At 55.8% G+C, this 24920-nt stretch carries 19 protein-coding genes and 1 pseudogene; 15 read left to right on the top strand and 5 right to left on the bottom strand.

Annotated features, from left to right (window positions below):
* Positions 1-8: 8 nt before the first annotated feature.
* The 10 genes from BCV73_RS25670 (at position 9) to BCV73_RS25630 (ending at position 13666) form a co-directional block, all read left to right on the top strand.
* Positions 9-917, top strand: coding sequence for a carbohydrate ABC transporter permease (locus tag BCV73_RS25670; RefSeq protein ID WP_076173532.1), 909 nt, complete (start codon positions 9-11; stop codon positions 915-917).
* 41 nt (positions 918-958) lie between these two features.
* A complete protein-coding gene (locus BCV73_RS25665; RefSeq protein WP_076175986.1) occupies positions 959-2578 on the top strand; it encodes an extracellular solute-binding protein in 1620 nt (539 codons plus the stop codon).
* Between the two features lie 279 nt (positions 2579-2857).
* On the top strand, positions 2858-5158 hold the full coding sequence (locus tag BCV73_RS25660) for a glycoside hydrolase family 3 N-terminal domain-containing protein (protein ID WP_256993002.1): 2301 nt from the start codon (positions 2858-2860) through the stop codon (positions 5156-5158).
* 23 nt (positions 5159-5181) lie between these two features.
* The gene (locus BCV73_RS35165; RefSeq protein WP_179232064.1) at positions 5182-5349 is read left to right on the top strand and encodes a hypothetical protein; all 168 of its coding nucleotides are present in this window, start codon (positions 5182-5184) and stop codon (positions 5347-5349) included.
* Positions 5350-5563: 214 nt separating this feature from the next.
* Positions 5564-6196 (top strand): TetR/AcrR family transcriptional regulator, encoded by a 633-nt coding sequence (locus BCV73_RS25655; RefSeq protein WP_084204210.1) that lies wholly within the window; start codon positions 5564-5566, stop codon positions 6194-6196.
* A gap of 47 nt (positions 6197-6243) precedes the next feature.
* Positions 6244-7725, top strand: a complete 1482-nt coding sequence (locus BCV73_RS25650; RefSeq protein ID WP_089549049.1) for a DHA2 family efflux MFS transporter permease subunit — start codon at positions 6244-6246, stop codon at positions 7723-7725.
* 200 nt (positions 7726-7925) lie between these two features.
* Positions 7926-8489 carry an NADPH-dependent FMN reductase gene (locus BCV73_RS25645; protein ID WP_076175978.1) on the top strand — a complete coding sequence of 188 codons (564 nt, stop codon included), beginning with the start codon at positions 7926-7928 and terminating at the stop codon, positions 8487-8489.
* 474 nt (positions 8490-8963) lie between these two features.
* Positions 8964-10274 (top strand): hemolysin family protein, encoded by a 1311-nt coding sequence (locus BCV73_RS25640; RefSeq protein WP_076175976.1) that lies wholly within the window; start codon positions 8964-8966, stop codon positions 10272-10274.
* A 2-nt stretch (positions 10275-10276) separates the two neighbouring features.
* The gene (locus BCV73_RS25635; RefSeq protein ID WP_089549048.1) at positions 10277-11452 is read left to right on the top strand and encodes an AI-2E family transporter; all 1176 of its coding nucleotides are present in this window, start codon (positions 10277-10279) and stop codon (positions 11450-11452) included.
* 258 nt (positions 11453-11710) lie between these two features.
* Entirely contained in the window at positions 11711-13666 is a 1956-nt protein-coding gene (locus BCV73_RS25630; RefSeq protein WP_089549047.1) for an ATP-dependent DNA helicase, read from the top strand.
* A gap of 157 nt (positions 13667-13823) precedes the next feature.
* Here BCV73_RS25630 and BCV73_RS25625 read toward each other — a convergent pair whose 3' ends face one another.
* Positions 13824-15095 carry a serpin family protein gene (locus BCV73_RS25625; RefSeq protein WP_089549046.1) on the bottom strand — a complete coding sequence of 424 codons (1272 nt, stop codon included), beginning with the start codon at positions 15093-15095 and terminating at the stop codon, positions 13824-13826.
* Positions 15096-15338: 243 nt separating this feature from the next.
* On the opposite strand from BCV73_RS25625, the gene BCV73_RS25620 reads away from it, so the two are divergent.
* From BCV73_RS25620 to BCV73_RS25610, 3 genes are read left to right on the top strand one after another with little or no spacing between them, the layout of a single operon-like run.
* Positions 15339-15812 (top strand): MarR family winged helix-turn-helix transcriptional regulator, encoded by a 474-nt coding sequence (locus tag BCV73_RS25620; protein ID WP_076175964.1) that lies wholly within the window; start codon positions 15339-15341, stop codon positions 15810-15812.
* Positions 15813-15815: 3 nt separating this feature from the next.
* Positions 15816-17252, top strand: coding sequence for an FAD-binding oxidoreductase (locus BCV73_RS25615; RefSeq protein WP_089549045.1), 1437 nt, complete (start codon positions 15816-15818; stop codon positions 17250-17252).
* 3 nt (positions 17253-17255) lie between these two features.
* Positions 17256-17789 carry an MFS transporter gene (locus BCV73_RS25610; protein WP_089549044.1) on the top strand — a complete coding sequence of 178 codons (534 nt, stop codon included), beginning with the start codon at positions 17256-17258 and terminating at the stop codon, positions 17787-17789.
* A gap of 3 nt (positions 17790-17792) precedes the next feature.
* Here BCV73_RS25610 and BCV73_RS25605 read toward each other — a convergent pair.
* Both BCV73_RS25605 and BCV73_RS25600 read right to left on the bottom strand, forming a co-directional pair.
* Positions 17793-18526: pseudogene (locus BCV73_RS25605) on the bottom strand (ZIP family metal transporter).
* A 240-nt stretch (positions 18527-18766) separates the two neighbouring features.
* On the bottom strand, positions 18767-19522 hold the full coding sequence (locus tag BCV73_RS25600; protein WP_076175953.1) for a peptidylprolyl isomerase: 756 nt from the start codon (positions 19520-19522) through the stop codon (positions 18767-18769).
* Between the two features lie 190 nt (positions 19523-19712).
* On the opposite strand from BCV73_RS25600, the gene BCV73_RS25595 reads away from it, so the two are divergent.
* Positions 19713-20642 (top strand): hypothetical protein, encoded by a 930-nt coding sequence (locus BCV73_RS25595; protein WP_089549043.1) that lies wholly within the window; start codon positions 19713-19715, stop codon positions 20640-20642.
* 241 nt (positions 20643-20883) lie between these two features.
* On the opposite strand, the gene BCV73_RS25590 is transcribed toward BCV73_RS25595, so the two are convergent.
* Both BCV73_RS25590 and BCV73_RS25585 read right to left on the bottom strand, forming a co-directional pair.
* The gene (locus BCV73_RS25590; RefSeq protein WP_076175948.1) at positions 20884-21171 is read right to left on the bottom strand and encodes a hypothetical protein; all 288 of its coding nucleotides are present in this window, start codon (positions 21169-21171) and stop codon (positions 20884-20886) included.
* Positions 21172-21300: 129 nt separating this feature from the next.
* On the bottom strand, positions 21301-22623 hold the full coding sequence (locus BCV73_RS25585) for an ArsB/NhaD family transporter (protein WP_343220127.1): 1323 nt from the start codon (positions 22621-22623) through the stop codon (positions 21301-21303).
* A gap of 345 nt (positions 22624-22968) precedes the next feature.
* Here BCV73_RS25585 and BCV73_RS25580 point away from each other — a divergent pair, with 345 nt between their 5' ends.
* Positions 22969-24666 carry a glycoside hydrolase family 13 protein gene (locus tag BCV73_RS25580; RefSeq protein ID WP_089549041.1) on the top strand — a complete coding sequence of 566 codons (1698 nt, stop codon included), beginning with the start codon at positions 22969-22971 and terminating at the stop codon, positions 24664-24666.
* The last annotated feature ends 254 nt before the right edge of the window (positions 24667-24920 follow it).

Here is a 24920-nt window from a genome sequence, read left to right as displayed (position 1 = left end):
GGGCTTCGATGTTATCCGGAGTCAGAGAAACCCGGCGGGATAAAGTTTTTCTCGCCTTCAATTACCTGTATGTGTTTCTGGCGTTTCTAATCGTGTTCTACCCGCTGGTGTACATGGTCAGCGCCTCCATCAGCGACCCGAAAGCGGTCGGGTCGGGGGAGATGTGGCTGTGGCCGAAAGGCATTACGTTTGACGGCTACAAGCGGGTGTTCGAGAACACAAGCATCTGGACGGGGTATGGCAACACAATTCTGTACACCGTGGTCGGGACCGCGATCAACCTGCTCGTGACGCTGCCGGCGGCGTATGCGCTGAGCCGCAAGGACTTTGTCGGCCGCAACTTCTTTATGGGCATGTTCATGGTCACGATGTTTTTCGGGGGCGGCCTGGTGCCGACGTACCTCCTGGTGAAGCAGCTGGGCATGGTCAACACGATGTGGGCGATCGTCATTCCGTCGGCCGCGTCGATCTGGAACATCATCGTCTCGCGGACGTTCTTCCAGAGCTCGATTCCGAAGGAGCTGCAGGAAGCGGCGCAGATCGATGGGTGTACAAACATGCGGCTGTTCGTGAAGATTATCCTGCCGCTGTCGATGCCGATCATCGCGGTCATGGCCCTGTTCTACGGGGTGGGCAACTGGAACAGCTACTTCTCGGCGCTCATTTACCTGAACGACTCGGCGAAATACCCGCTGCAGCTGGTGCTGCGCCAGATTCTGGTGCTGCAGGAAATGGCCGCGCAGGGCGGAGGAGCGATCGATGCCTCCACGGCGGCCGCGATGAACAACAAGGCGGAAATCGCCGCTCTGGTGAAGTATTCCGTGATTATCGTCGCCACGATTCCGGTGATTGTCATTTACCCGTTCCTTCAGCGTTATTTTGTGCAAGGTGTCATGATCGGTTCGGTTAAGGGCTGATCTTGCCATAGATCAATAACTTTAAAAGGGGAGTTGTTGTCATGAAAAATCTTCGCAAAGCATCATCCATTCTGCTCTGCCTGACGATTTCCGCCAGCCTGCTTGCAGCCTGCGGATCTTCTAAGGGAGACGGAGGAAGCGGATCCGCATCATCCGATAGTTCGGCGACCGTGGAGGGAGTCAAGAAGGAAGGCTTTCCGATCGTGGATAAGCCGCTCACGCTGAAAGTCATGTCCCAGGACGCGGGCGTGGCCGACTGGAACAAAATGCCCGTGCTGCAAGAGATGGAGAAATTGTCGGGCATCCATCTGGAATACCAGCTTTCGCCGATCGACAGCTTTGAAACGAAGAAGAATCTGATGTTCGCCAGCGGCGATCTGCCGGATATGCTGTATGCGGCTGACCTGAAGCCGTCGGAGCAGGTGACGTACGGAACCCAGGGCGTCCTGATTCCGCTCGAAAAGTACATCGACGAAGGCTATGCGCCGAACATCAAGAAAATTCTCGATGAGCATCCGGATGTACGCAAGTCGTTTACGACGCCTGACGGTCATATGTATGCCCTGCCGTTTATCGACACGGCCGCCGTCTGGTACCGCAGCCCGATGTGGTATAACGGCAAGTTCCTGAAGGCGCTGAACGTAACCGAGCTGCCGAAGACGACCGACGAGCTGTACACGCTGCTCAAACGCTTTAAGGATGAAGACCCGAACGGCAACGGCAAGAAGGATGAAATTCCGCTGACTTCGGTTAAGCTGGATGATTTGCGGATGTATTTCTTCGGATTCTGGGGCATGTATGACGAGAAGATTTACGCAGACAAGGACGGCAAAGTACACTACTCCCCTCAAGAAGAAGGTTACAAGGGTTACTTGACTTTCATGAACAAGCTGTGGAAGGAAGACTTACTGGATCACGAGACGTTCTCGCAGACGGCCGACCAGAAAAAGGCCAAAGGACAAAACAACCAGATCGGCCTGTTTAACGACTATTTCCCTTACTTCACGCTGGGCGGCGAGCCAAGCTCGGACAACCCGCTCATGACACCGGTTGCCAGCGAAATTGCGGGAACGCCGGTTTACGGCAAACATCCGGGCATGTCGGCTAACGGCACGTTTGCGATCACAAGCAAGGACCCGGCGCCGGAAGCGACGATGCGCTGGATCGACTATCTGTACAGCTATGAGGGTTCGACCCTGTTTAACCAAGGACCGGAAGGCGTGCTGTGGAAGTACAAAGACAAGGAAAACCACGTCAAGGAATGGCTGCCGGTACCGGGCGGCGGTGACCGCGAAGAATACCGCGGCAAAATTACGCCGAACTTCGGCATCCTGACGCCGGGCGTCAACGATCCGGAAGTGACCAAAGGCCTCAGATCTGAGTTCGACGACTGGATTGACAAGGAGAATGCGGAGAAGCTGACGCCAATCGGCAAATCGCCGTTCCCGAACGTCTATCTGACGAACGAACAGCAGAGCGAAGCGTCCGCCTTGATGTCCGACCTCGATACCTACGTGCAGCAGATGGAAGCGAAGTTCATTACCGGACAGGAGCCGCTTTCCAACTGGGATAAATACTTGGCACAAGTGAAAAAGATGGGGTCTGACCGCATCGTGGAACTGTACCAAGCCGCATACGACCAGTGGAACACCGGCAAATAAGCCGATTCATACCAAGTGCAAGGAGCCAACATATCCCGGCCGCGAGGCCGGGGGTTGGCTAATTGTCATTTAAGGTGGGAATGAGGCAACTTGCCCCATCATCCATTTCAATTTTTAACTTATATAAATACATAAAAAACCGTAGCATTTCCGGAAGAAGGCCAATGAGGCGCTGCAGCTTGCGACCCAACGATTCCGTTTACGGGTTCGGTGCAGCCCTTGGTAACCGTCCGGAACCCAGAGGGTGCAGCGGGAACAAGGGATACGGAGGGAAATCCATTGAGTTATCAAGATTCTGCTTTGAGCAGCGAGGAGAGGGCGGAGCATCTGCTCAGCCTCATGACGCTGGAGGAAAAGGTCGGACAGCTTGTGCAGCTGTTCGGCTGGAAAACGTACCGGCGGGAGGGAAACGGCGTCGCGCTGGACGAAGCATTCAAAGATGCCGCCGAACGCGGCGGCATCGGTTCGCTGTACGGCGTGCTGCGCGCCGACCCGTGGACGGAAGTGACGCTGGCGACAGGACTGTCGCCTAAGGAAGGCGCGGAGACGATCAACGCGATCCAGCGGTACGCGATCGAGCGCTCGCGCCTCGGCATCCCGATCCTGTTCGGGGAGGAGTGCTCGCACGGTCATATGGCGATCGGGGCGACCGTGTTTCCGGTGCCGCTGACGCTGGCCAGTATGTGGAACCCGGCGCTGTATGAAGAGATCTGCCGGGCGATCGCTCTGGAGACGCGCAGCCAGGGCGGAGCGGCCACGTATTCCCCGGTGCTCGACGTCGTCCGGGACCCCCGGTGGGGGCGGACGGAGGAGACATACGGGGAAGACCCGTGGATCGCTTCCGTGATGGCGGAAGCGGCGGTGCGGGGGCTGCAGGGCAAGCGGCTGGACGCCGACGACAGTGTCATTGCGACGCTGAAGCATTTTGCCGGCTACGGCAGCTCGGAAGGCGGACGCAACAGCGCGCCGGTTCATATGGGACTGCGCGAGCTGCACGAGGTGGACCTTCGGCCGTTCAAGGCGGCGGTCCGGGCCGGTGCGAAATCGGTTATGACCGCGTATAACGAAATCGACGGGGTGCCGTGCACCTCCGATAAATATCTGCTTACAGACCTGCTGCGCAAGGAGTGGGGCTTCGACGGATTCGTCATTACCGATTGCGGTGCCATCAACATGCTGGTGTGGGGGCATGACACAGCTGCCGACCCGCAGGAGGCGTCCGCCATGGCGGTGAACGCCGGCGTGGATATGGAAATGTCCGGCGACATGTTCCGTGCGCACTTGGCAGCGGCTGTGCAGAGCGGGCGCATCGAGATGAAGACGCTGGACCAAGCGGTACTTCGCGTACTGAAGGCGAAGTTCGAACTGGGGCTGTTCGAGCAGCCTTACGTCGACCCGGAACGGGCATCCCGCGTCATCGGCAGCGAGGAGCACATCCGGCTCGCCCGGCAGGCGGCCGTCGAAGGGATCGTCCTGCTGAAGAATCAGGGGGACACGCTGCCGCTGTCCAAGGAGTCGGGGACGGTCGCGGTCATCGGACCGAATGCCGACAACGTGTACAATCAGCTCGGAGACTATACCTCCCCGCAGCCGCGGGAGCAGGTGTCGACCGTGCTGGACGGCATCCGGGCCAAGCTGGCGCACGCGCCGGAGCGGGTGCTGTACGCGCCGGGCTGCCGGGTTAAGGATGACAGCCGGGAAGGCTTCGACCTGGCGCTGAAGACGGCTGCCGCCGCGGACACGATCGTGCTCGTGCTCGGCGGGTCGAGCGCGCGCGATTTCGGCGAAGGCACGATCGACCTGCGCACGGGTGCGTCGGTCGTGACGGACCGCCCGCACAGCGACATGGACTGCGGCGAGGGCATCGACCGCTCCACGCTGGGGCTGTCCGGCGTGCAGCGGGAGCTGGCGGAGGAGCTGGCCAAGCTCGGGAAGCCGCTGGTCGTGGTGTACATCAACGGCCGGCCGGTTGCGGAGCCGTGGATCGACGAGCATGCCGACGCCATCCTGGAGGCATGGTACCCGGGACAGGAGGGCGGCCACGCGATCGCCGATATCGTATTCGGCGACGAGAACCCTTCCGGCCGGCTGACGGTCTCCGTTCCGAAGCATGTCGGCCAGCTGCCGGTCCGCTATAACAGCAAGCGTACGACCGGACGGCGCTACCTGGAGACGGATTTGGAGCCGGCCTATCCTTTCGGGTTCGGGCTCAGCTACACCGAGTTCGAGTATGGCCCGGTGACCGTCTCGCCGGCGGAAATTACGCCGGAAGGACGGGCGGAGGCTGCGGTAAAGGTGACCAACACCGGCAGCCGGGCCGGAGCGGAAACGGTCCAGCTGTACATCTCCGACAAGGTCAGCACGGTGACCCGGCCGAAGAAGGAGCTGAAAGGCTTCGCCAAGATTTGGCTGCAGCCGGGTGAGACGAAGACGGTCACGTTCGGGATCGGGCACGAAGAACTGTCTTTCATTGACCGTGATCTGAATCCGGTCGTCGAAGCCGGCGAATTTGAAATTCAGATCGGCCGGCATGCCCAAGACGTGCAGTCCGCTGTACTGACGGTCCGGGGAAAAGAGTAAGGCCGCGGGAAACAAACCCTTGTTTGCTGACTGACCCGGCCAAGCTCTCAGAAGTGCCGAGCCGGATCGCGTCGCGGCGGAACGGAAGCCGCCGGTTCCGGCTGGAGCTTCAGGCCGATGAAGGCGGGATCGCGCTGTATGACCGGAATGCCGGCAGTTATCCGCTGGATATCTTGATCCACTGCCAATAACGCAGTCACTTTAATAAAGCAATCGCACGATGAAATAGTTGAGAGGCCTGGCGGCATGATGCTGCCGGGCCTTTTTTTTTTGCGCCCGAGATCCCCGGTTCATCCTTATGTATTTTTTTACAGATAAATATTGACAAAGGGGGGCGGCCGAGAGTAAATTAAACAACGTATTAAACACTGTTTAAATTTGCTGCATGACAGGAGAGGGGGGCAGGTGAAAGAACCGATGAAGGAAGACACCACAGGGCATACCTCAGGAACCGACACCAAACACGATATATTAAAAGCCACCGTTGAGCTGATTCGGGATGAAGGCATTGAGTGTGCCACCTTGCGCCGGATCGCGACCAAGGCCGACACCAACCTCGCGCTGGTCAATTATCACTTCGGCTCGAAGGAAAAGCTGATCACCCAGGCCATCCGTTCCCTCGTGCTGACGTTTAAGGACGTGTTTAACGCGCTGGAGGACGACACGATGCCGGCGAGGGAAAGACTGAAGCAGTTCTTTTACCGCTATGTCCGCCATCTGCAGGAATACCCGGGGCTGGTGAGACAGATGATCGATCAGACCCGCGTTATTTTCGAGTCGCAGCATGAGTACTCGCATTACTGCAAGGTGATGAAGACCCGGCGGCTGATCGGGACGGTCCGGGAAATTACCGGGGAAGAAGACGACGATAACATCCGGAAGATGCTGATGCAGCTGTACGGGGCGATCTTTTTCCCGGTCATCATGAAGTCCTTTCTGGCCGAAGGCGACGAGGATATGGCCTCAACCATCCATATCGCGCCGCTTGAAGAGCAGATTGACACGTTGTTTGAGCACTATTTTCACCAATACAGCTAGAGTGGAACGGGAAACCAAACTATATATAGAAATGAGTGGAGAGATTTATGTCTAAAACCTTGGCGGGCAATCCCGCCGCAGAAGTTCCATTCTCGCTGAAAAAGATCATTCCGCCCATGCTGGCCATTATCGTCGGTATGATCATGGTCATTCTGGACAGCACCGTGGTCAACGTGGCGGTGCCGAACCTGGTGAGCTATTTTCACACCGATCTGAAGACCATTCAATGGGCGATTACCGGCTATACGTTGGCTCTATCGGCTGTTATTCCGCTGGCGGGCTGGATGACCGATAAATTTGGCTCCAAGCAGGTCTTCCTGGCCACCATCATTATGTTTGTCATCGGATCGGCGCTCTGCTCCATGGCGCAGACGTCGACCCAGCTGATTATTTACCGCGTCATCCAGGGGCTTGGCGGGGGCATGGTCGCTCCGATCGGCATGGCGCTGGTCTTTAAGCTTGCTCCTCCGGAGCGCCGCGGCTCGATCATGGGGCTGCTCGGCATTCCGATGCTTCTCGCGCCGGCGCTTGGCCCGATTCTGTCGGGCTGGCTGGTGGAGTATGTGAACTGGCACTGGATCTTCCTGATCAACGTTCCGATCGGGATCGTCGGCGTCATCCTGGGCGTGAAGTTTCTGCCGACAGCGGATCGGCAGCAGACTCCGCACCTCGATTTGATCGGCATGATTCTGGCTCCGATCGCATTCGCCATGCTGGCTTACGGCGTCAATGAGGGAGGCAGCGTAAGCTGGTCCTCGACCGGCGCATTGACCGGGCTCATCGTCGGCGGGGCAGCTCTGCTGATTTTTATCGCTGTGGAGCTTCGGCAGAAGAACCCGCTGCTGGAGCTGCGCGTCTTCGGCTCCTCGGATTTTACCCGGGGCATCATTCTCTCCTGGATCATGCAGGCGGCCTTGTTCGGCTCGATGCTGTTCGTTCCGCTGTATCTGCAGCAGATCCGCCAGTTTACGCCGCTGGAGACCGGCTTCATCCTGCTGCCGCAGGCGCTGGCTTCCGGGATCGGCATGCCGATCGGCGGGAAGTTCTTCGATAAATACGGCGCCCGTCCGGTGGCGATTATCGGCCTTCTCCTCATTTCGGCAGCGCTGTTCAGCCTGTCGCATATTACGGCCGACACGTCGCTGTGGAGCATTATGCCGCTGCTCTTCATGCTCGGATTCGGCATGGGCTTGTCGATGATGCCGCTCAATACCCACGTGCTGAACGCCGCACCGCGCAAGCTGGTGAACCGGGTGACGCCGCTGACCGCCGCTGCCCAGCAGGTCGTCGTGTCCTTTGCGGTCGCCGGCATGTCAGGCTACCTGATCAGCCGCACCACCGCTCACGCGAGCCATGGAGGCAATACGCTGAACGCGGCAGTGCAGGGTTTTGACGATGTGTTCTTCCTGGCCTCCTGCTTTGCGATCGTCGGTGTGGTGCTGTGCCTCATTCTGCGCAGACCGAAGCCGGCCGCCACGGATGCCACAGACGGAAGCCAGCCGGATCCGTCGCTGATGATCAGCCACTGATCGGCAAATCTTCGAATACATGTCTATATGGGAACCCGGAATCCTTCTTGATGGAGAGAGGCCGGGTTCCCTCCTTTTTGGAAAAATTTGATGTTCACCCGTCGAATTCTGTCGTATCATGAAGCTAGGGCCTTTACGGGCACGGAGCGTGCTGCCATATCCCTTACTTCTATACTTACGATAAAAAGGAGAAATCGATCATGTCTGAACGTTTTCATATCGTGGGGATTTCCGGAAGTCTCCGCAAGCATTCCCACAATACACAGCTGCTTCATAACGCGGCAGCGCTTCTGCCGGAGGATTTTCGCTTCACGCTTGCCGACATTTCCGTACTTCCTTTATACAATCAGGATTTGGAAAGTGAACTGCCGGAAGCGGTGAAGCAGTTTGCCGAGCTGCTGCATTCGGGGAATGGCTTTTTGATCAGCTCGCCGGAATATAACGGGCAGCTGTCAGGCGCGTTGAAGAATGCGCTGGATTGGGCTTCAAGACCGGCCCTTCAAACGCCGCTGGCCCAGAAACCGGTAGCGCTTATGGGCGCCACGCCGGGCATGGGGGGTACGGGCAGAGCCCAGGTTGGCATACGCTCACTTTTGTTTGCGCTCAATATGGATTCGGTGAACCGGCCGGAATTTCTGCTCCCGCAATCGCATACCAAATTTGACGAATCCGGTGCGCTGACAGACCCGATGGCCCAACAGATTATGCAGCAGCTCGTGGACAATTTGGTCACCAAAATCAAGAAGCATGCCAGCGAGCAGTAAGTAAAGCCAGCTGGCCTTGCACGTTGATTGCAATCAAGCTGATATCGGCCTATTCCCGGTCAGCCGTCCCGTTCAACGGGGCTTCGGGTTTCTACGCTGCGGTAAGCATTGGGAACGAAATACTTAACAACTTGCCGCTGACAAAGGCCTGTCCAATAAGGGATATGGATGAATCGCTTCGTGCACGCCGTAGGGGCGTCCGCTTACTGGGCGGGAAAGGCTTCGGTACACGGGAAGCGCCGTGATGGCTGGAGCCTTTTTTTAGGAGTCGGTTGAAACCTGAACCCGGGCTTCTGCGTATTACCTAGTTATCCAGCAATATGCGATGGACCTGTTTCGGCGGGCCGCCACATGGTAAATGAATGGGGAAGGCTTAGTTCTGCCCCGTCTACTGCCTTAGCGGCAGAACACGGAGCTTCCTGCAAAATGCCGGATGGAATCATCAAGACTACTTTATAAGGAGAAGATGTTGAAGTGGAAAGTGACAGGTATGTGTTAAATTTGGTTTTGGTTGCATTACTGATCGGTTTGTCGGCCTTTTTCGTTGCGGTAGAGTTTGCCGTGATCCGTGTACGGGGAAGCCGGGTCGATCAGCTGATCGCCGAAGGGCGCAAGGGCGCAAAGGCTGTGAAGAAGGTTATCGACAATCTGGACGGATATTTGTCCGCGTGCCAGCTCGGGATTACGATTACATCACTCTGTCTTGGTTTCCTCGGGGAGCCGACCGTGGAGAAGATCCTTACCCCGGTGTTTGAGAAATGGCATATGCCTGAAGCGTTAGGCCATTTTCTGTCTCTGCTGATTGCCTTTACGGTCATTACGTACCTGCACGTCGTTATTGGCGAATTGGCGCCGAAAACAGTGGCCATCCGCAAAGCGGAGACCATTGCCCTGCTGACGGCGACACCCATTATCTGGTTTAACAAAATCATGTACCCGTTCATTTGGCTGCTGAATGGATCGGCGAACCAGCTGGTCCGATTGTTTGGCGTAAAGCCCGCTTCCGAGCATGAGGAGGCCCACTCCGAGGAGGAGCTTCAGATTATTCTGAGCGAGAGCCATGAGAGTGGAAAAATCAACGATAACGAATTCGGTTATGTCAGCCGGATTTTCGCGTTCGACAACATGCTGGCTAAGGAAATTATGGTACCGCGTACGGACATGATCTGTTTGGACAAAGACAAGTCGCGGTCTGAAAATATGAAAATTATTAAAGAACAGCAGTACTCCAGGTTTCCGCTTATCGACGGAAGCAAGGATAATGTCATCGGCATCATTAATACGAAGCAATTTTTCCTGGCTTATGAAGAAAACGAAGAGTTGGATGTGGCGAGCCTGATCCATCCGGTGATGGCGGTATCCGAAGTGACACCGGTCAATGTGCTGCTGCAGCGGATGCAGAAGGAAGCGACGCACATGGCGATTCTGATCGATGAATACGGCGGAACTTCCGGTCTTGTCACGATCGAGGACATTATTGAAGAGATCGTCGGCGAAATTCGCGACGAGTTCGACAAGGACGAAGTCGAGGACGTCCAGGAGATCGGCGAGCAGCATCTGATTGTGGACGGCAAAGTATCGATTTCAATGATCAATGATTATTTCTTTATGGATCTGGATACAAAGGAATGGGATACGATCGGCGGCTGGCTGTACAGCCAGATCAGCGAAATGGCGGAAGGCGAGACGTTCGTGTACGAAGGAACGGCCTTCACCCTGCTGGAGCGGGATCATAACCGCTACTGCCGCATCGAAATCAAGAAGATCAAGATGAGTGAGGAATAAATATGGACAATCCGGTGAATTGGGCAAGCCGTTTTAAGCGGTTTCTACTAAATAACAGATTTGTATTGTTTATGCTGGTGCTGCTGCTCCTGGGACTGAATATTCTGGTTCTCACCAAGATTTCATTCGTATTCGAGCCGGTGATCGTCCTGGTCAAAACCGTCGTGCTGCCGCTCATTCTCGCCGGAATTGCGTATTATTTGCTCAATCCGATTGTGGATTTTATGGAAAAGCGGAAGGTGAAGCGCCTGCACACCATTCTGCTGCTGTACGTCTTCATTATCGGCATGCTTGCCGCGCTCGTGACGCTGGTCATCCCGGTCATCCGGGAGCAGATTATGGATTTGGTGAACAATTTCCCGGGCTACGCCGAGATTGCCCGCATCAAGGTCGAAGAACTGATGGGAAGCAATCTGGTCAGCAATCTGCAGGAGACCGTGTCGTTCGATCCGCAGGAGTTGATGAAAACCGTCTCGGAGAAAGGCTCGGAATTTCTGAACCGCACCTGGACGGGGCTTGGCGGATTCGTGGGCGGGCTGATTGAAGTAGTTCTGGCCATCGTGACGCTGCCCTTCATTCTGTTCTACCTGCTGAAAGACGGCAAACGGCTGCCGGGTTACATTTTACACTTTGTGCCGACGCGGCTGCGCGGAGAAACCTCGCGGGTCATGAAAGAAATGAACCATCAGATCAGCTCTTATATCCGCGGGCAGATCATCGTCAGCTGCTGTATCGGGGTGCTGCTGTTTGCCGGGTATATCATTATCGGCTTGAAGTATTCGCTGATTCTGGCGATCATTGCTGCATGCACCAGCGTCGTCCCGTATCTGGGACCGGCGATCGCCATTACGCCGGCACTCATCGTTGCGGTCGTCACCTCGCCGATCATGCTGCTCAAGATGGTGATCGTCTGGACCGTCGTCCAGCTCATCGAAGGGAAGTTCATTTCCCCGCAAATTATGGGCAAGACGCTGAAAATTCATCCGATCACGATTATCTTCGTCATTTTGACGAGCGGCAACTTGTTTGGCGTCGTCGGCATTCTGCTTGCGGTGCCGGGATATGCCGTGCTGAAGGTCGTCGTATCCCATTTGTACCGTTGGTTTCGGGTACGCTCGGGGCTTTACGAGCCGGAACCCCCGCCGGCGGTTGCAGCGGGCGACTCCCGGGAGCCGTGATGGCGAGAGCCGATCGAGAGCCGCTATAGAGAAAATCGAGTTTTGCTGCAGATGTCGTACGTCATAAGACGTGGAACGACTTTGCTTGCCTAAATCAAAGAAATTGGCCGTCCCCCGGATGTATGGGTCCGAAGGGGGCGGCTTTAATTTTTGACCGCCCCATTGTAATTCGGGAGGGAGCATGTGATAATGGGTTGTTCGCCTTCCCGAAAGTGGGGGCGGCTGCATTTATGAGTAGCTTGGAGGGAACCAAAAGACGTGGAGCGGTATCCTTTTACGTATGATCCAAAGCGGCCTTTCGTCCAGCAAGCAGGCGAATGGGTCGCCGATGTGTTTTATGATGTTCTGCCGGAAGCGGGATTTGAAATCCGCGACGAGCAGATTTATATGGCTTTTCAGCTGGAGAAGGCTTTTGCCGAGAAGAAAACGATATTTGCCGAGGCGGGGGTCGGGACGGGCAAGACGCTGGTGTACTTGCTCTACTCCGTATGCTACGCGCGGTATACCCGCAGACCTGCGGTGATCGCCTGCGCCGACGAATCGCTGATCGAGCAGCTGGTGAAGCCGGAAGGGGATATTGCGAAATTGGCCCGCCACCTTGGGCTTCACATTGATGCCCGGCTGGGCAAGTCGCCCGACCAGTACCTGTGCCTGCGCAAACTGGACGACGTCCGGCTGCGGGACGAAGAAGGGGTGCGCTGGGACGACTTGGCCGCCGGCCTGCCGGATTTCGTGTATTCTACCGCGCCGATGCAGTACTTTCATGCTTACGGGGACCGGAAGGGATACCCGGAGTTAACCGATGAGGAATGGAGCCGGATTAACTGGGATCCATTCCAGGACTGCTTCACCTGCGACCGCCGCCACCGCTGCGGCCAGACGCTGTCGCGGGATCACTACCGCCAGGCGGCGGACCTGATCATCTGCTCGCATGATTATTACATGGAGCATGTATGGACTTACGAGGGCCGGAAGCGGGAGGGGCAGCTGCCCCTGCTGCCGGAGCACTGCGCCGTCGTCTTCGACGAAGGGCATCTGCTCGAATCGGCCGCCATGAAGGCCCTCAGCTACAAAATGAAGCATGTCGTGTTTGAGGAACTCATCACCCGACTGCTTCAGGGCGAGATCCGCGAATCGCTGGCGGTGCTGATCGACGAGGCGATCGTGCAGAGCGAAGCGATGTTCGCGGCATTCGGCCGGCAGAGCCGCAGCGTAGCCGGCTCCGACCGGAAGGAAATCGTGCTGGACGGCGCGCTGCTCGCCGAGGTGCACCGGTTCCGCTCGCTCCTCACCTCGATCGAGGAGGAGCTCGTGTTTGAGAGCGAGCTGTACACGCTGAACGAGTACGAGCTCCGGATCGTAGAGGAGCACCTGGAGATGATGCAGAAGGCGCTCCATCTGTTCGAGCGCTCCGAGGCGCTGATCTGCTGGGCCGTCGACGGACCGGACGGGCTGACGCTTTCGATCATGCCGAGAACGGTCAAGGAGGTACTGCAGGAGCAGGTATTCGGCGCGAAGATGCCGATCGTGTTCTCCTCAGCTACCTTGTCGGTTCAGGGCGCGTTCGATTACGTGGCGGACAGCCTTGGCATCGAGAGCTTTCTCTCCTTCTCCGTACCTTCCCCGTACGATTACGCGGATCAGATGAAAGTGCTGACCCCGGCGGACTCCAGGTCGACGGCCGATTTTAACGGCAAGCTGGAAGCCGCTGCCCGCCTTCTTCGCGAATCCGGGGGCCGGGCACTGATCCTGTTTAACGGCAGGGAGGAGCTGCGGCGGTTTAAGCAGGAGCTGGCCGCAGGCACCGTCCAGGTGCCCGACGTTCCGTTTTACTTCGAAGGGGACCAGGAGATCAGCCATCTGATCTCCGCCTTCCAGCGCGAGGAGACCAGCGTGTTGTGCGCGGTCAGCCTGTGGGAGGGACTGGACGTGCCCGGCCCGGCGCTCTCGAACGTGATCGTCTGGTCGCTGCCGTTCCCGCCGCATGATCCGGTGTTTACGGCCAAGCGCAAAGAATCGGCAGCGCCATTCGAAGAAGTGGACATGCCGTATATGCTGCTTCGGCTCCGCCAGGGCATTGGCCGGCTGATCCGCTCCCGCGAGGACCGGGGCATCGTCACCATCCTGGGCGAAGAGCTTGCCGGCAGCACGCCCGTACGGGAGCAAGTGCTGGCGGTGCTGCCCGAAGGCGTGACGCTGCATGCGTTGTCTTAACCTGCGGAGTCTTAGCCGGGTTCAAAGTCGCTCAGGAAACGCCAGCTGCCTCATGTTGTTGATCCCGTTAATTTTTCATGAGGTGAACCAACTGCCCATGTTTAAAAGCCAACCCTAGCCTATGAAGGGGTTGGCTTTTTTGTTGTGCGCGAGCCGGTCATTCGGGATCGTTCACCGAGCCGATAAACAGCCAGGCATGGGTCTGTGTGTCCTCAATTGCCAGGAAGAACGGCCGATTCACCGTCATTTCGTGGACTTTTACCGGCATAGAGCCGGATTCCTCGCTGATGACCGTTGCTGCAGCAGCCTCGGTTCCCTTTTCGTTTACGTCGAGCACCATCCGGTGCAGAACCTTGGACAGGAAGAGGGGGCGAATGTCGGCCATATGGGAAAAGTCAGCCTCATCCGGCTGGAAGGCCTGCTTCATGCCGAGCCGGATGAGCGGATCATTCAAGTCGCTGCCGTACTCGGCTTTGAACCGGGGCAGCCCAAGCTGTACGGATGCCTCGTCAAAGGGCTGCTGCCACGGAGCGGGGTCCGCCCAGAGCTGCTGCTCCAATTGGTCCAGCGAAGAGCTGGCGGCGGGGAGGATGACCAGCATATCCATGCGGCCGTCTCCGTAAGGAAGGCGGACGGCCTGCCAATCGGGTGTCTCCTTGTACGGCAGCATGTTGGCGGTATGCATCATCGGCAGTGTCCGGACGCCGCCGTCAGCCAGCGTAAACGGTTCGTCTTTTGTGTATTCCGGATTAAACGGATCGGTCCATGATCCGTTGAAATAAATCGCGTTGGCTAGCACTGCAATGGTCGTTGGCGACAGCGGCTGCCCCAGCATTTTCTCGATTTTGCCCTCGGTTTCCTTGCTGATCCAGCGGTTGATCGTCTGCACGGACTTGTCGGAAGCGAAATCGACCTCCTGAACCTCGGCCCCGTAGCTCTCCTTGCCTGCCTGGATAAAAGAGTCCTTGAACGGAACGCCCTGCTGATGCCAGACCGCATTGGCGATGTTCAGCCGGACGCCGGAGTCTTCCCCTTCCAGCAGCCTGGACAAAATCGCGTTCCCCTCGTTCATTTCGTTAAGCGGCATGTCCTTCACCCCCAATACGGAGGCCATTTCGCGTGCCGTCGTGCCGGCGCTGCCGTTGTATGCGATGGACAGGGCCGTCCAGATGCTGTAGGGGGAGAGAAGGACATTGTCTCCGGCTTCGGCCCGCCCGGTTAGTTCGCGGTGGAGCTGCAGCCCAAGGCGGTTGTGGGCGGAGATGAGGGCAGGATCGATTTTGCCTGCCTCCTGCTTCCGGGCCGTTAGCGAGATCGGAGGAGTCGGATTGCTGCGTTGGTTCCGGCTGCCGTCTTCCTGCTTCGAGCATGCCGGTAATACTAGCAGAAGTAGGGCGAACAGCAGCGGCAGCGTTTTGGTTGTTGGCATGGATGGTCAGCCTCCTTATCGGTGGAATCAGCAACGCTTTGCACTAAAAAGTGGAAAAAATCGCGTTACCTACCAGACGTTTCCGGGCTGGCGGAAGTTGCGCCCAAAGCCCATTTCATGATGGAAGCGGTGCCACTTTCCGGAATTTGATTCACGCATCTCGGGAACGGTATAATGAGAATGCTTTGAAGTCAATCTAACTGACCAATTTATTCCTTTAAGACAGCAAGGAGTTGTACAACCATGTCCAAAACGTTCCCATATAATCAAGATTTGGCTTCCCTGTTATCGCTCTCCTTCAGCGCGATGAACCAGGAGCTTCATAACCGCCTGAAGGAGGCGGGGTTCGGCGATGTGCGGCCGGCGCACAGCTTTTTGTTCCAGGGCTTGATGCCGGATGGGGCGACGGCCAAGACGCTCGTAGCGCACCTGGGCATATCGAAGCAGGCGGTCAGCCAAATGCTCGACTACCTGGAAGAGTGCGGCTATGTCGCGCGCAAGCCCCATCCTTCCGACGGCCGGGGCAAGATGGTTGTCCTGACCGAACGCGGCTGGTCGCTGGTACGGACGAAAGAGAATATCTACAAAGAAATTGAGCAGCGCTGGGCCCGGATGATCGGAAGCGACCATATGAAGACGCTGCAGCAGGATTTGAAGCACATTATCGAAAACGTCAACGAAGAGGATCTACAGCACCCACTGCGCCCCGTATGGTAGGCGATGGCGAAGAGGGGAGCGGTGCTGCTGCTGTTAGTCATTCTTTGCGTGTATGAATATATCCGCACCGATACGCCGGACCAGAACCCTTATCTCATTACCGACTACAGCCGGCTTCATCCCGTTAAGGTTGACAGGGTGGTCAAAGGCAAGGAGGAGGAGCAGCTGGTCCGGCTGCTTCAGGAGGCAAAGGAGAAGCACCTTACCGTATCCATTGCGGGCCAGCGTCACAGTCAGGGAGGGCATACCTATTACAAGGACGGGATTGTCATCGATATGACCGATTATAATCAGGTCCTGTCGGTCGATCCGGATCAGCGGCAAATCCGTGTACAGGCGGGGGCCACGTGGGAGCAGGTCCAGAAAGCCGTTAATCCGTACCATTTGTCCGTGAAGACGATGCAGTCGCAAAATATTTTTACCGTTGGCGGCTCCATTAGCGTAAATGCGCATGGACGCGACATCCGAAGCGGTTCCCTGATCGGCAGCGTGGATTCGTTTCGGCTGCTGACCGCAGACGGTCAAATCCGCAGTGTCAGCAGAGAAGAGAACCCGGAATTATTTCGGCTGGCGCTCGGCGGGTACGGCCTGTTCGGCATGATCCTGGATGTGACGCTGAATTTGACGGAAGATGAAGTTTACCGGATGGAGAATGAGGCGATAAAGGTTGAGGATTACAGCCGGTATTTTCAGGAGAATGTACTTGGCGATCCCGATGTGAGAATGCATATTGCTAGAGTTTCAGTTGCCCCGGACCGCTTCTTGACGGACATGTATGCGATCAATTATACGGCAGATCCTGCGCTTCCGCTGGAAGATTACGATAAGCTCCGGACCCGCGAGCAGGGCGTCATTCCTAGCAAAATGATGTTCAGTCTGAACCGGAGCAGCGATTGGGGAAAGAACGCATTCTGGTCTTTGCAGAAGCTGTATTTTACCAAGCAGCAAAATAAGGCGATCAGCCGAAACAATGCCATGCGCTCCGAGAGCGAATTTATGGAATACGGCCAGCCCGGCGCGAATGATCTGCTGCAGGAGTATTTTATTCCGGTGGATCAGTTTGCGGATTTCGTTCACGGGATGAAAGATATCGTGCGCGATCACAAGCTTAATTTGCTGAATATTACCGTCCGTTATGTCCAGGAAGATCGCGAAGCCGTTCTCTCCTATGCCCAAAAAGACATGTTTGCCCTTGTATGCCTGTTTCACGTACCGTTATCGGAGCAAGGGCAGGCGCAAGTAAGGGAAGGAATCCGGGATCTGATCGATGAAGTGGAGTATGAGGGTGGAACCTATTATCTGCCTTATGCGGCATATCCTACGGTCGAGCAGTTTAGACGGGCCTATCCGGAGTACGACGATTTTTTTCGGAAAAAGGATGAGTATGATCCACAGCACCTTTTTATGAACTATTTTTATGAACAATACAAAGGGGAGTAGGCCATGAACATGAGGTGGCTGATCCGTTCCCAAAGCATGGTGACGCTTGCTTCCGGCATGATTTATCCTTATTATCTCTTGTTTCTGAAAAATCTGGGCAACAGCTATGCCAAATACGGCCTGGCTTTTGCGGTGTTTACGATCAGCTCCGCGGCGTTCTCCCAATGGTTGGCTCCAAGGATCGACCATAGCGGACACCGGGTGCTGCTCATCAGCTCCCTTGGCATGATGCTGGCGATGCTGGCATTCCCCTGGGTTGAATCTTATGCGTGGGTACTGTTTCTCCAACTGATCATGGGGTGCTGCAGTGCGATGCAAAAGATGAGCGAACGCCTGCTACTTGCCGATCATACAGTCCAGGGGGAGCGGGGGCCTGTGATTGGTTCTTATCATTTCTGGACCTCAGCCGCATCCGGCTTCGCCGTCATTCTTGGCGGTTACCTGATCGATTGGCTGACGATCGACGCCTTATTTTATGCCAGTGCCGTCATGTATGGAATCAGTGCCTGGGCGGTTTGGAAAATGCGAAAGCCATGACGCTCACCCCAGCAAATGCGTCATGGCAATCATGGAGAGCAGGCCGAAAATAAAAGAAAAGGTCGAAGCCCGCTCGTTGCCGTCCCCGTGGCTCTCCGGGATGAGCTCTTTATATACGACGAACAGCATGGCGCCAGCGGCAAAAGCCAATCCGTACGGGACGATACCGGCGAAGGAAGCTGTAAATTTCAGCCCGGCCCAGCAGGAGAGGAACTCCAGCCCGCCCGTAAGTGCGGCGAGAAGAAAGGCGTACCGCCTTCGCATGCCGTGCGTAACGAGGAGAGCGCGGTCAGAAAGCCTTCGGGGATGTTTTGCAGGCCGATGCTCAGCGCCACGATCGCCCCCAGCTCCTGGTTGGGACTGCCATAGCTGACGCCGACCGACAGCCCTTCGGGTAAATTGTGCAGCGCCATGGCCGACAGAAACATCCAGGATCCCGTCTGCGTGCTGTCGCTCCGCTTGATATCATGGGCCGGGTCCGTGTGTGGGATGAGCAGCTCCATCAGGGTCAAGGTCACCGTACCAGTGAGGATGCCGATCGTCAGCACCCATAGGTTCGACAGCTTGAGGGAGGACGGGATCAGCCCGTACGTCGAGGCGGCGACCATGATACCTGCCGTGAAAGCGAGCAGGCTGTCTCTGCCCCGGTGGCTGATATTCGAAAACAGCAGGGCGGGAAGGGCTCCCGCCGCCGTACATAGGGAAGTCGCGAGGCTTCCCAGAATCATTGCGTTCACACAGGCCTCCTGCTGCCAGCGGCTGAGATGCTTTGTTTTCTCCCGAGTTTAATCCGGTGAACATCCGCAGCCGTCGGGCTTGTTCTTGTTTAATTTACAATATGAACAAGCCTGCTGAAGCATGACCTGGACTGGAGATTTATGCGCGGTCAAACAAAGAACCGTCCACCCTCAGGGGCGAACGGTTCTTTGTTGTATCATGATGTGCTGCGCCGTACAAGCGTGCGGTTTCGCACTGGTTTATTTTTCAGTAATCGTGACGCCGTCGATCGTAACTTTCTCGGTCGGGGTGCTTTCCTCGCCGCTAGGTCCGACGGTGACCGGTGTTTTGGCGATCTTCATCACGACATCCATACCCTTTGTGACTTTACCGAAAATGGTGTAGTTCGGCTGTTGGTTCAGATAATCGCTGTCCGCACCGGTACAGATAAAGAACTGGCTGCCGTTCGTATCCGGTCCAGCGTTTGCCATGGCGACGATGCCCGGCTCGTATTTATAATTCGTTTTCTCATCCTCGAAAGAGTATCCTGGTCCGCCGGAGCCTGTTCCGGTCGGGTCCCCGGTCTGTACCATGAACGTTTCGATGATCCGGTGGAAAATGACTCCGTTGTAAAAGCCTTCCTTGGACAGGAATACGAAGTTGTTGACCGTCTTCGGCGCGTCCTTGGCGAACAGCTCAATCGTAAACGTGCCTTTAGATGTTTTGACTTCTGCCTCGTACTTTTTGTTCTGGTCAATCTGCATGGCAGGCGGGCTTGTCCAGCTCTTCTGCTGCTGACCGGAAGCCGAGGTTGAGCTGTCCGTGGAGGAATCCGATCCTGTCGTGCCGGACGATGACGAATTGCCGGAAGTCTGGTCCGTCGTCTGTTCTGTAGCTTGTCCTCCGGATGTGTCCTTTGATGCGTCCTCATCGCTGTTTTTCTTGCCGCATCCGCCAAGCGCAAGCGCCGCTGTCAGCACGAGCACGAGCGGAAGCGTGAATGTCTTCAGTTTCATGAAATTGAGGTTCACTCCTTTGTGCAATCTGGTTTAATCATAGCGATTTTTGCGGATAAAATCCACTTTGGCAGCAGCTGGATCACGTAAGGCTATTGCTGCATACTGAACATTTCATGAAACTTCGCGGCATGCTATGACGTTTATTACATATAACAACAGATCGCAGACTGGAAACGGAGGGAACGTTATGTTTGAAGAAGCCAACCGTCAGTTGACCAAGCTGAAAGAGGACATCCGGAACAAAACGAAGTATGAAAACCGGATGCAGGAACTGTCGCGGGAGCTGAGAGAGCAGCAGGACGAAGCCGAGCGCTGGAAGCTCAGGCTTGCCGATGAGGAGAAGGACGTGGAGCGCCTGACGGGGACTTCGCTCTCCGGTTTGTTTTACAGCATGATCGGCCGGAAAGAGGAGAAGCTGGAGCGGGAGCAGCTGGAAGTGCTGGAGGTCAAGGCAAAATACGATATGGCTGCGCGCAGCGTGGCTGATATCCAAAACGAGCTGCAGGAGCTGGAGCGGAAGTTCCAGGAGGTCCGTTACGCGGAGTTTGAATATGAGAAGATTCTCGACGAGAAGGAAAAGGTGATTTTGCAAAATAACGCCGAGCTGGCGGGACTTGCCGAAGAACAGGCCGACCTGTCGGTCCAGCTCAAGGAATTGAAAGAAGCGGTGCGTGCGGGCGAGGCCGTACTGGAGGATCTGGAGCGGGCGGATGACAGTTTGGGCTCGGCCGGAAATTGGGGCACCTACGACATGCTCGGCGGCGGCATGATCTCCACGCATATGAAGCACAGCCGTATTGACGAGGCGATGGAGCACATTGAATCAGCGCAGTTCAGCCTGCGCCGGTTCGGCAAAGAGCTGAAGGATGTGCAAATGGCGCTGGATATCGAAATCGGGATCGGGAGCTTTCTGAAATTTTCTGATTATTTCTTCGACGGCTTTATATCCGACTGGCTCGTGCAGGGGAGAATCCGGGATACCCAGGACGACGTGCAGGAGAAAATATCCGAGGTGGAGCGGATTGTCCGCCGCTTGGAGGGGGAGTATTCACGTCTCGATACCCGGCTGGCGGATACGAAGCGGAAATACGAGTCGATCATTGAGTTGGCGGAGTAGCATTACGCGCTGTAAAAGAGCGCGATGTTGAACGAAACCTCATAAGCGCGTGAAAAGAAGCCGCCGGTCTCTGCTCGAAAGGAGCAAGCCGGGCGGCTTCTTATTTGACTAACGTATTAACCCTGGCATAAATGGCGCTGCCACATTTTCAACGTAGAAGTAAATGTGAAGCGCATCTATTTTGCAGCAGCCAATGGCCTGAATAGATCAACAGCGAACGCACCGCCAGCGGGCAGAGGCCCTAAGGCGAAGGCTTCCACTCCACACTCTGCAGCAGCTGATGCTTCATCAGTGCCAGCACGAAATCCACGTAGTATTCCTTCCGTACGATTGCACCGTACTCGTGATTTTTATAGACATAAAACAAGGCGTCCGTGTAGATATCATTGTCCTCGAAAAAGCGCCTGATCTGCTTGAGCCTAGCCAGATAAGGCTCTTCCTGCAGCAGCCGGATGCGGAACTCCGCGTCCTGCTCGTTGACGCTTTCCGTAATCTGAATGATGCTCGGGTCGTAACGATACTCCAGCATAAGTTGATCCTCCTTCGCACGTGTCATTTTGCGCTGCTTTCAGGGGCTGTCATGTCCTTGCCTGGAAGCATCAGTGCCACCGGCTGCCCCAATCTGCAGCAACACCATCGCCCCCACTGCCTTCGGCCGCTACATCAAATACCGAAGATACACGTATGCGCTGGCCAGAACGATGGACAGCAGCATCATCGGAAAACCGAGCTTCAGAAACTGGGCGAACTTGATCGGATATCCTTCCTTGGCAGCCATGCCGGCCACGATCAGGTTGGCGCTCGCACCGATCAGGGAGCCGTTGCCTCCAAGGCAGGCGCCCAGGGCCAAGCTCCACCATAGCGGCTCCAAATTGCTGATGCCGAGGCTGCCCATGTCCTGGATCATCGGGATCATGGTCGCGACAAACGGAATGTTGTCGATAAAAGCGGACGCGATCGCGCTCATCCACAGGATGAGCATCGACGTTGCCGCGACGTCGCCGCCGGTGAGATCGGTAGCTTTTTCCGCCAGGGTGGCGATGACCCCTGTTTCGATCAGGCCGGCCACCAGCACGAACAATCCCACGAAGAAAAAGATCGTCGGCCATTCAACCTTGGCAAAAGCCTCCTCCAGCATATGCTCGCCCGTCAGCAGAAGCAGCAGGAAAGCACCGGCGAGGGCGACGGTGGCCGACTCAAGGTGAACCAGCTGGTGAAGGAAGAAGCCGATGATCGTCAGACCCATCACCGTCAGGCATTTGATCAGGAGCTTGCGGTCGGTGAGCAGCTCTTTTTCATCCAGATCCATAATGCTCTGCATCAGCTCCGGCGTCGTCTTGATCTGTTTGCGGAACATGAGAATGAATAGCGGAATAAATACGACGAGAATGATCACCGCAATGGGCGTCAAGTTATTGATAAAGGCGACAAAAGTCAGCTCCTTCACCGCGCTGCCGATCATTATGTTAGGCGGGTCACCGATCAGGGTGGCGGTGCCGCCGACGTTGGACGCCATGATCTGGGTGATCAGAAACGGCGTCGGGTTAACCCGCAGCTGCCGGGTAATGCTGAGCGTGACGGGCACCATAAGCAGAACGGTGGTCACGTTGTCGAGAAACGCCGATCCGATCGCGGTAATCAGAATCAGCGCCACCATGATGGCGACGGGCCGGCCCTTGGCCTTTTTCGCGGCCCATACGGCAATGAATTTGAATAATCCCGTCTCAGCTGTGATATTGACGATGATCATCATGCCGACGAGCAGGCCGAGCGTGTTGAAATCGATATGATGAATCGCGGTTTCCTGGCTCACGATGCCGAATATGACCATGAGCGCACCGCCGATCATCGCCACGATCGTCCGGTGAATTTTTTCCGCGATAATAAATGCGTAAACAATGAGAAAAATACCAATAGCCAGTATTGCTTGCTGTTCCATAGCGTGCCTCCCCATCCTGTATATGTGCGAATCCTGAATCATGCAGCCCGGGTTTGGTTTCTTTGAGTAGAGAGCCATGCCGTATAGCGTATCCAGATCTCTACATTTTTTACCGGGACTTTAAAATCAACGCGTCTATCCTCCTTTACATCAGGATGGAGGAGTGCATGGCGGACCCGCACAACGAATGAGAGGGAAAAAAAGACAAAGGGAGCCCGCACATGGCAGGCTCCTCCAATTGAATTCTATTTGATTGAAATGTAAAAACTTGCTCTCATTCTGAAAGGTAAACCGGAAATCGGTTTACAATAATTATAAAGTGTTCGCGCGATCTTGTAAACAACCGTCGGATATCCGGCACAAAATGGAGCACGTAAGGAGCAGGTTATGAACAAAAAATGGTGGAAAGAAGCCGTAGTGTATCAAATCTATCCGATCAGCTTCCTCGACACGAACGGTGATGGCAAGGGGGATCTGCTCGGCATTATATCGAGACTGGATTACTTGAAGGACCTGGGGGTCGACGTGATCTGGATTTGCCCAATCTACAAGTCCCCCAATCACGATAACGGATACGATATCAGCGACTACTGCGACATTATGGACGAGTTCGGCACGATGGAGGAGTTTGACCGTCTGCTGCGGGAGGCGCATGCGCGCGGTCTCAAAATCATGATGGATCTGGTCCTGAACCATACCTCGGACGAGCATCCATGGTTTGTCGAGTCGCGGTCGAGCAAGGATAATTCGAAACGGGATTTTTATATATGGCGCAAAGGCAAAGACGGACATCCGCCGAACAACTGGGAGTCCTATTTCAGCGGCTCGGTCTGGGAATACGACGAGAAGACAGGCGAGTATTATCTCCATCTGTACTCCAAGCACCAGCCGGACCTGAACTGGGAAAATCAGAAAGTGATCGACAGCATGCATGAAATGGTGGAATGGTGGCTCAAAAAAGGCGTGGACGGCTTTCGTTTCGACGCAATCGCGCATATTGTCAAGGCGGTCGGCCTGCCAGACGGGGACAACCCGGACCAGCTGCCGACGGTGCGCGCGTATGAGCTGTTTTCCAACCTGGAAAATGTGCACACCCTGCTGAACAACCTGTACGAACGGGTACTGTTCCACTACGACATCATGACCGTCGGCGAGACGTCGGGTCTGGGTCCGGAGCAGGCGCTCAGCTATGTCGGGGATACGCGCAACGAGCTGAACATGGTGTTCCAGTTCGAGCATATGCAGCTTGATGCGGGTTCTTCCGGTTCCGGCAAGTGGGATATTCGTCCCTGGAACCTGCTTGAGCTGAAAAAGGTCATCAGCGGGTGGCAGACGGTGCTGCACGACAAGGGCTGGAACGCGAATTATTGGTGCAACCATGACCAGCCGAGATCGGTGTCCCGGTTCGGGGACGACCAGAAATACCGGGTGGAGTCGGCGAAGATGCTGGCGACCTTTCTACACATGCTCGAAGGCACGCCGTATATTTACCAAGGCGAGGAGATCGGCATGACGAACATCGCCTTCGCCTCGATCGATGACTACCGTGACGTGGAAACGCTGAATTACTATGAGGAGCAGCTGGATCAGGGCGTGCCCGAAGAGCAGGTCATGCAGGCGATTTGGAAAAAAAGCCGGGACAACGCCCGTACGCCGATGCAGTGGACCAATGGGGAGCATGCAGGCTTTACACGGGGCACGCCATGGATCGAGGTGAACTCGAACTATCCGCTGATCAATGTGGAGGATGCGATTAAGGATCCGAATTCGATCTACCATTACTATAAAAAGCTTATCGCCCTCCGCAAACAGCATGAAGTGATCGTGTACGGCGAATACAAGCTGCTGCTTCCGCTCGACAAGGAGCTGTATGTGTATACCCGGACGCTGGAGGACCAGTGTCTCCTGGTCATCCTGAACTTTTTCGGAGGCGAGCCGGTGCTGAAGCTGCCGGCGGAGCTCGTGCCGGAGGCCAAGCAGCTGCTGATCTCCAACTACCCCATCAAGGGGGAGGAGGATCTCGGGAATTTGAAGCTGCGGCCGTATGAAGCGAGAGTGTACCTCATGAAGACACCAGCCCCTTGACTTCGTGGCGCAAACTTGGTAAATTTACCTCATCCTATAACAAGGGAGAGATTTTGATGACGGTGGTTGTTCTTAACTAATCAAACTCCATATCGGCTGTATGATGTGAAGACAGGCGGGGAATGCCCAGGAGGGCACTCTTTCTTTCAATGCGCCTCTTTGCAGAATGCAGTCTTGGAAATAGTTAAGAACACGCGAAGCATCAAACGGCAATCCCTTGCGGACTGTTTGAAACCTTTGTGATCCGAATCGGT

It is taken from the genome of Paenibacillus sp. SSG-1 (assembly GCF_002224835.1).
Lineage (GTDB): Bacteria > Bacillota > Bacilli > Paenibacillales > Paenibacillaceae > Paenibacillus_AQ > Paenibacillus_AQ favisporus.
This window is presented reverse-complemented; position numbering and strand designations above follow the sequence as displayed.

What these genes read in the sequence shown, in the direction of transcription:
- BCV73_RS25615 (WP_089549045.1), top strand. Translation starts at nt 15,816, where the DNA reads ATGGCGAAGAGGGGAGCGGTGCTGCTGCTGTTAGTCATTCTTTGCGTG.
- BCV73_RS25625 (WP_089549046.1), bottom strand. Translation starts at nt 15,095, where the DNA reads ATGCCAACAACCAAAACGCTGCCGCTGCTGTTCGCCCTACTTCTGCTA.
- BCV73_RS25585 (WP_343220127.1), bottom strand. Translation starts at nt 22,623, where the DNA reads ATGATTCAGGATTCGCACATATACAGGATGGGGAGGCACGCTATGGAA.
- BCV73_RS25635 (WP_089549048.1), top strand. Translation starts at nt 10,277, where the DNA reads ATGGACAATCCGGTGAATTGGGCAAGCCGTTTTAAGCGGTTTCTACTA.
- BCV73_RS25590 (WP_076175948.1), bottom strand. Translation starts at nt 21,171, where the DNA reads ATGCTGGAGTATCGTTACGACCCGAGCATCATTCAGATTACGGAAAGC.
- BCV73_RS25595 (WP_089549043.1), top strand. Translation starts at nt 19,713, where the DNA reads ATGTTTGAAGAAGCCAACCGTCAGTTGACCAAGCTGAAAGAGGACATC.
- BCV73_RS25580 (WP_089549041.1), top strand. Translation starts at nt 22,969, where the DNA reads ATGAACAAAAAATGGTGGAAAGAAGCCGTAGTGTATCAAATCTATCCG.
- BCV73_RS25650 (WP_089549049.1), top strand. Translation starts at nt 6,244, where the DNA reads ATGTCTAAAACCTTGGCGGGCAATCCCGCCGCAGAAGTTCCATTCTCG.
- BCV73_RS25670 (WP_076173532.1), top strand. Translation starts at nt 9, where the DNA reads ATGTTATCCGGAGTCAGAGAAACCCGGCGGGATAAAGTTTTTCTCGCC.
- BCV73_RS25610 (WP_089549044.1), top strand. Translation starts at nt 17,256, where the DNA reads ATGAACATGAGGTGGCTGATCCGTTCCCAAAGCATGGTGACGCTTGCT.
- BCV73_RS25645 (WP_076175978.1), top strand. Translation starts at nt 7,926, where the DNA reads ATGTCTGAACGTTTTCATATCGTGGGGATTTCCGGAAGTCTCCGCAAG.
- BCV73_RS25620 (WP_076175964.1), top strand. Translation starts at nt 15,339, where the DNA reads ATGTCCAAAACGTTCCCATATAATCAAGATTTGGCTTCCCTGTTATCG.
- BCV73_RS25600 (WP_076175953.1), bottom strand. Translation starts at nt 19,522, where the DNA reads ATGAAACTGAAGACATTCACGCTTCCGCTCGTGCTCGTGCTGACAGCG.
- BCV73_RS25665 (WP_076175986.1), top strand. Translation starts at nt 959, where the DNA reads ATGAAAAATCTTCGCAAAGCATCATCCATTCTGCTCTGCCTGACGATT.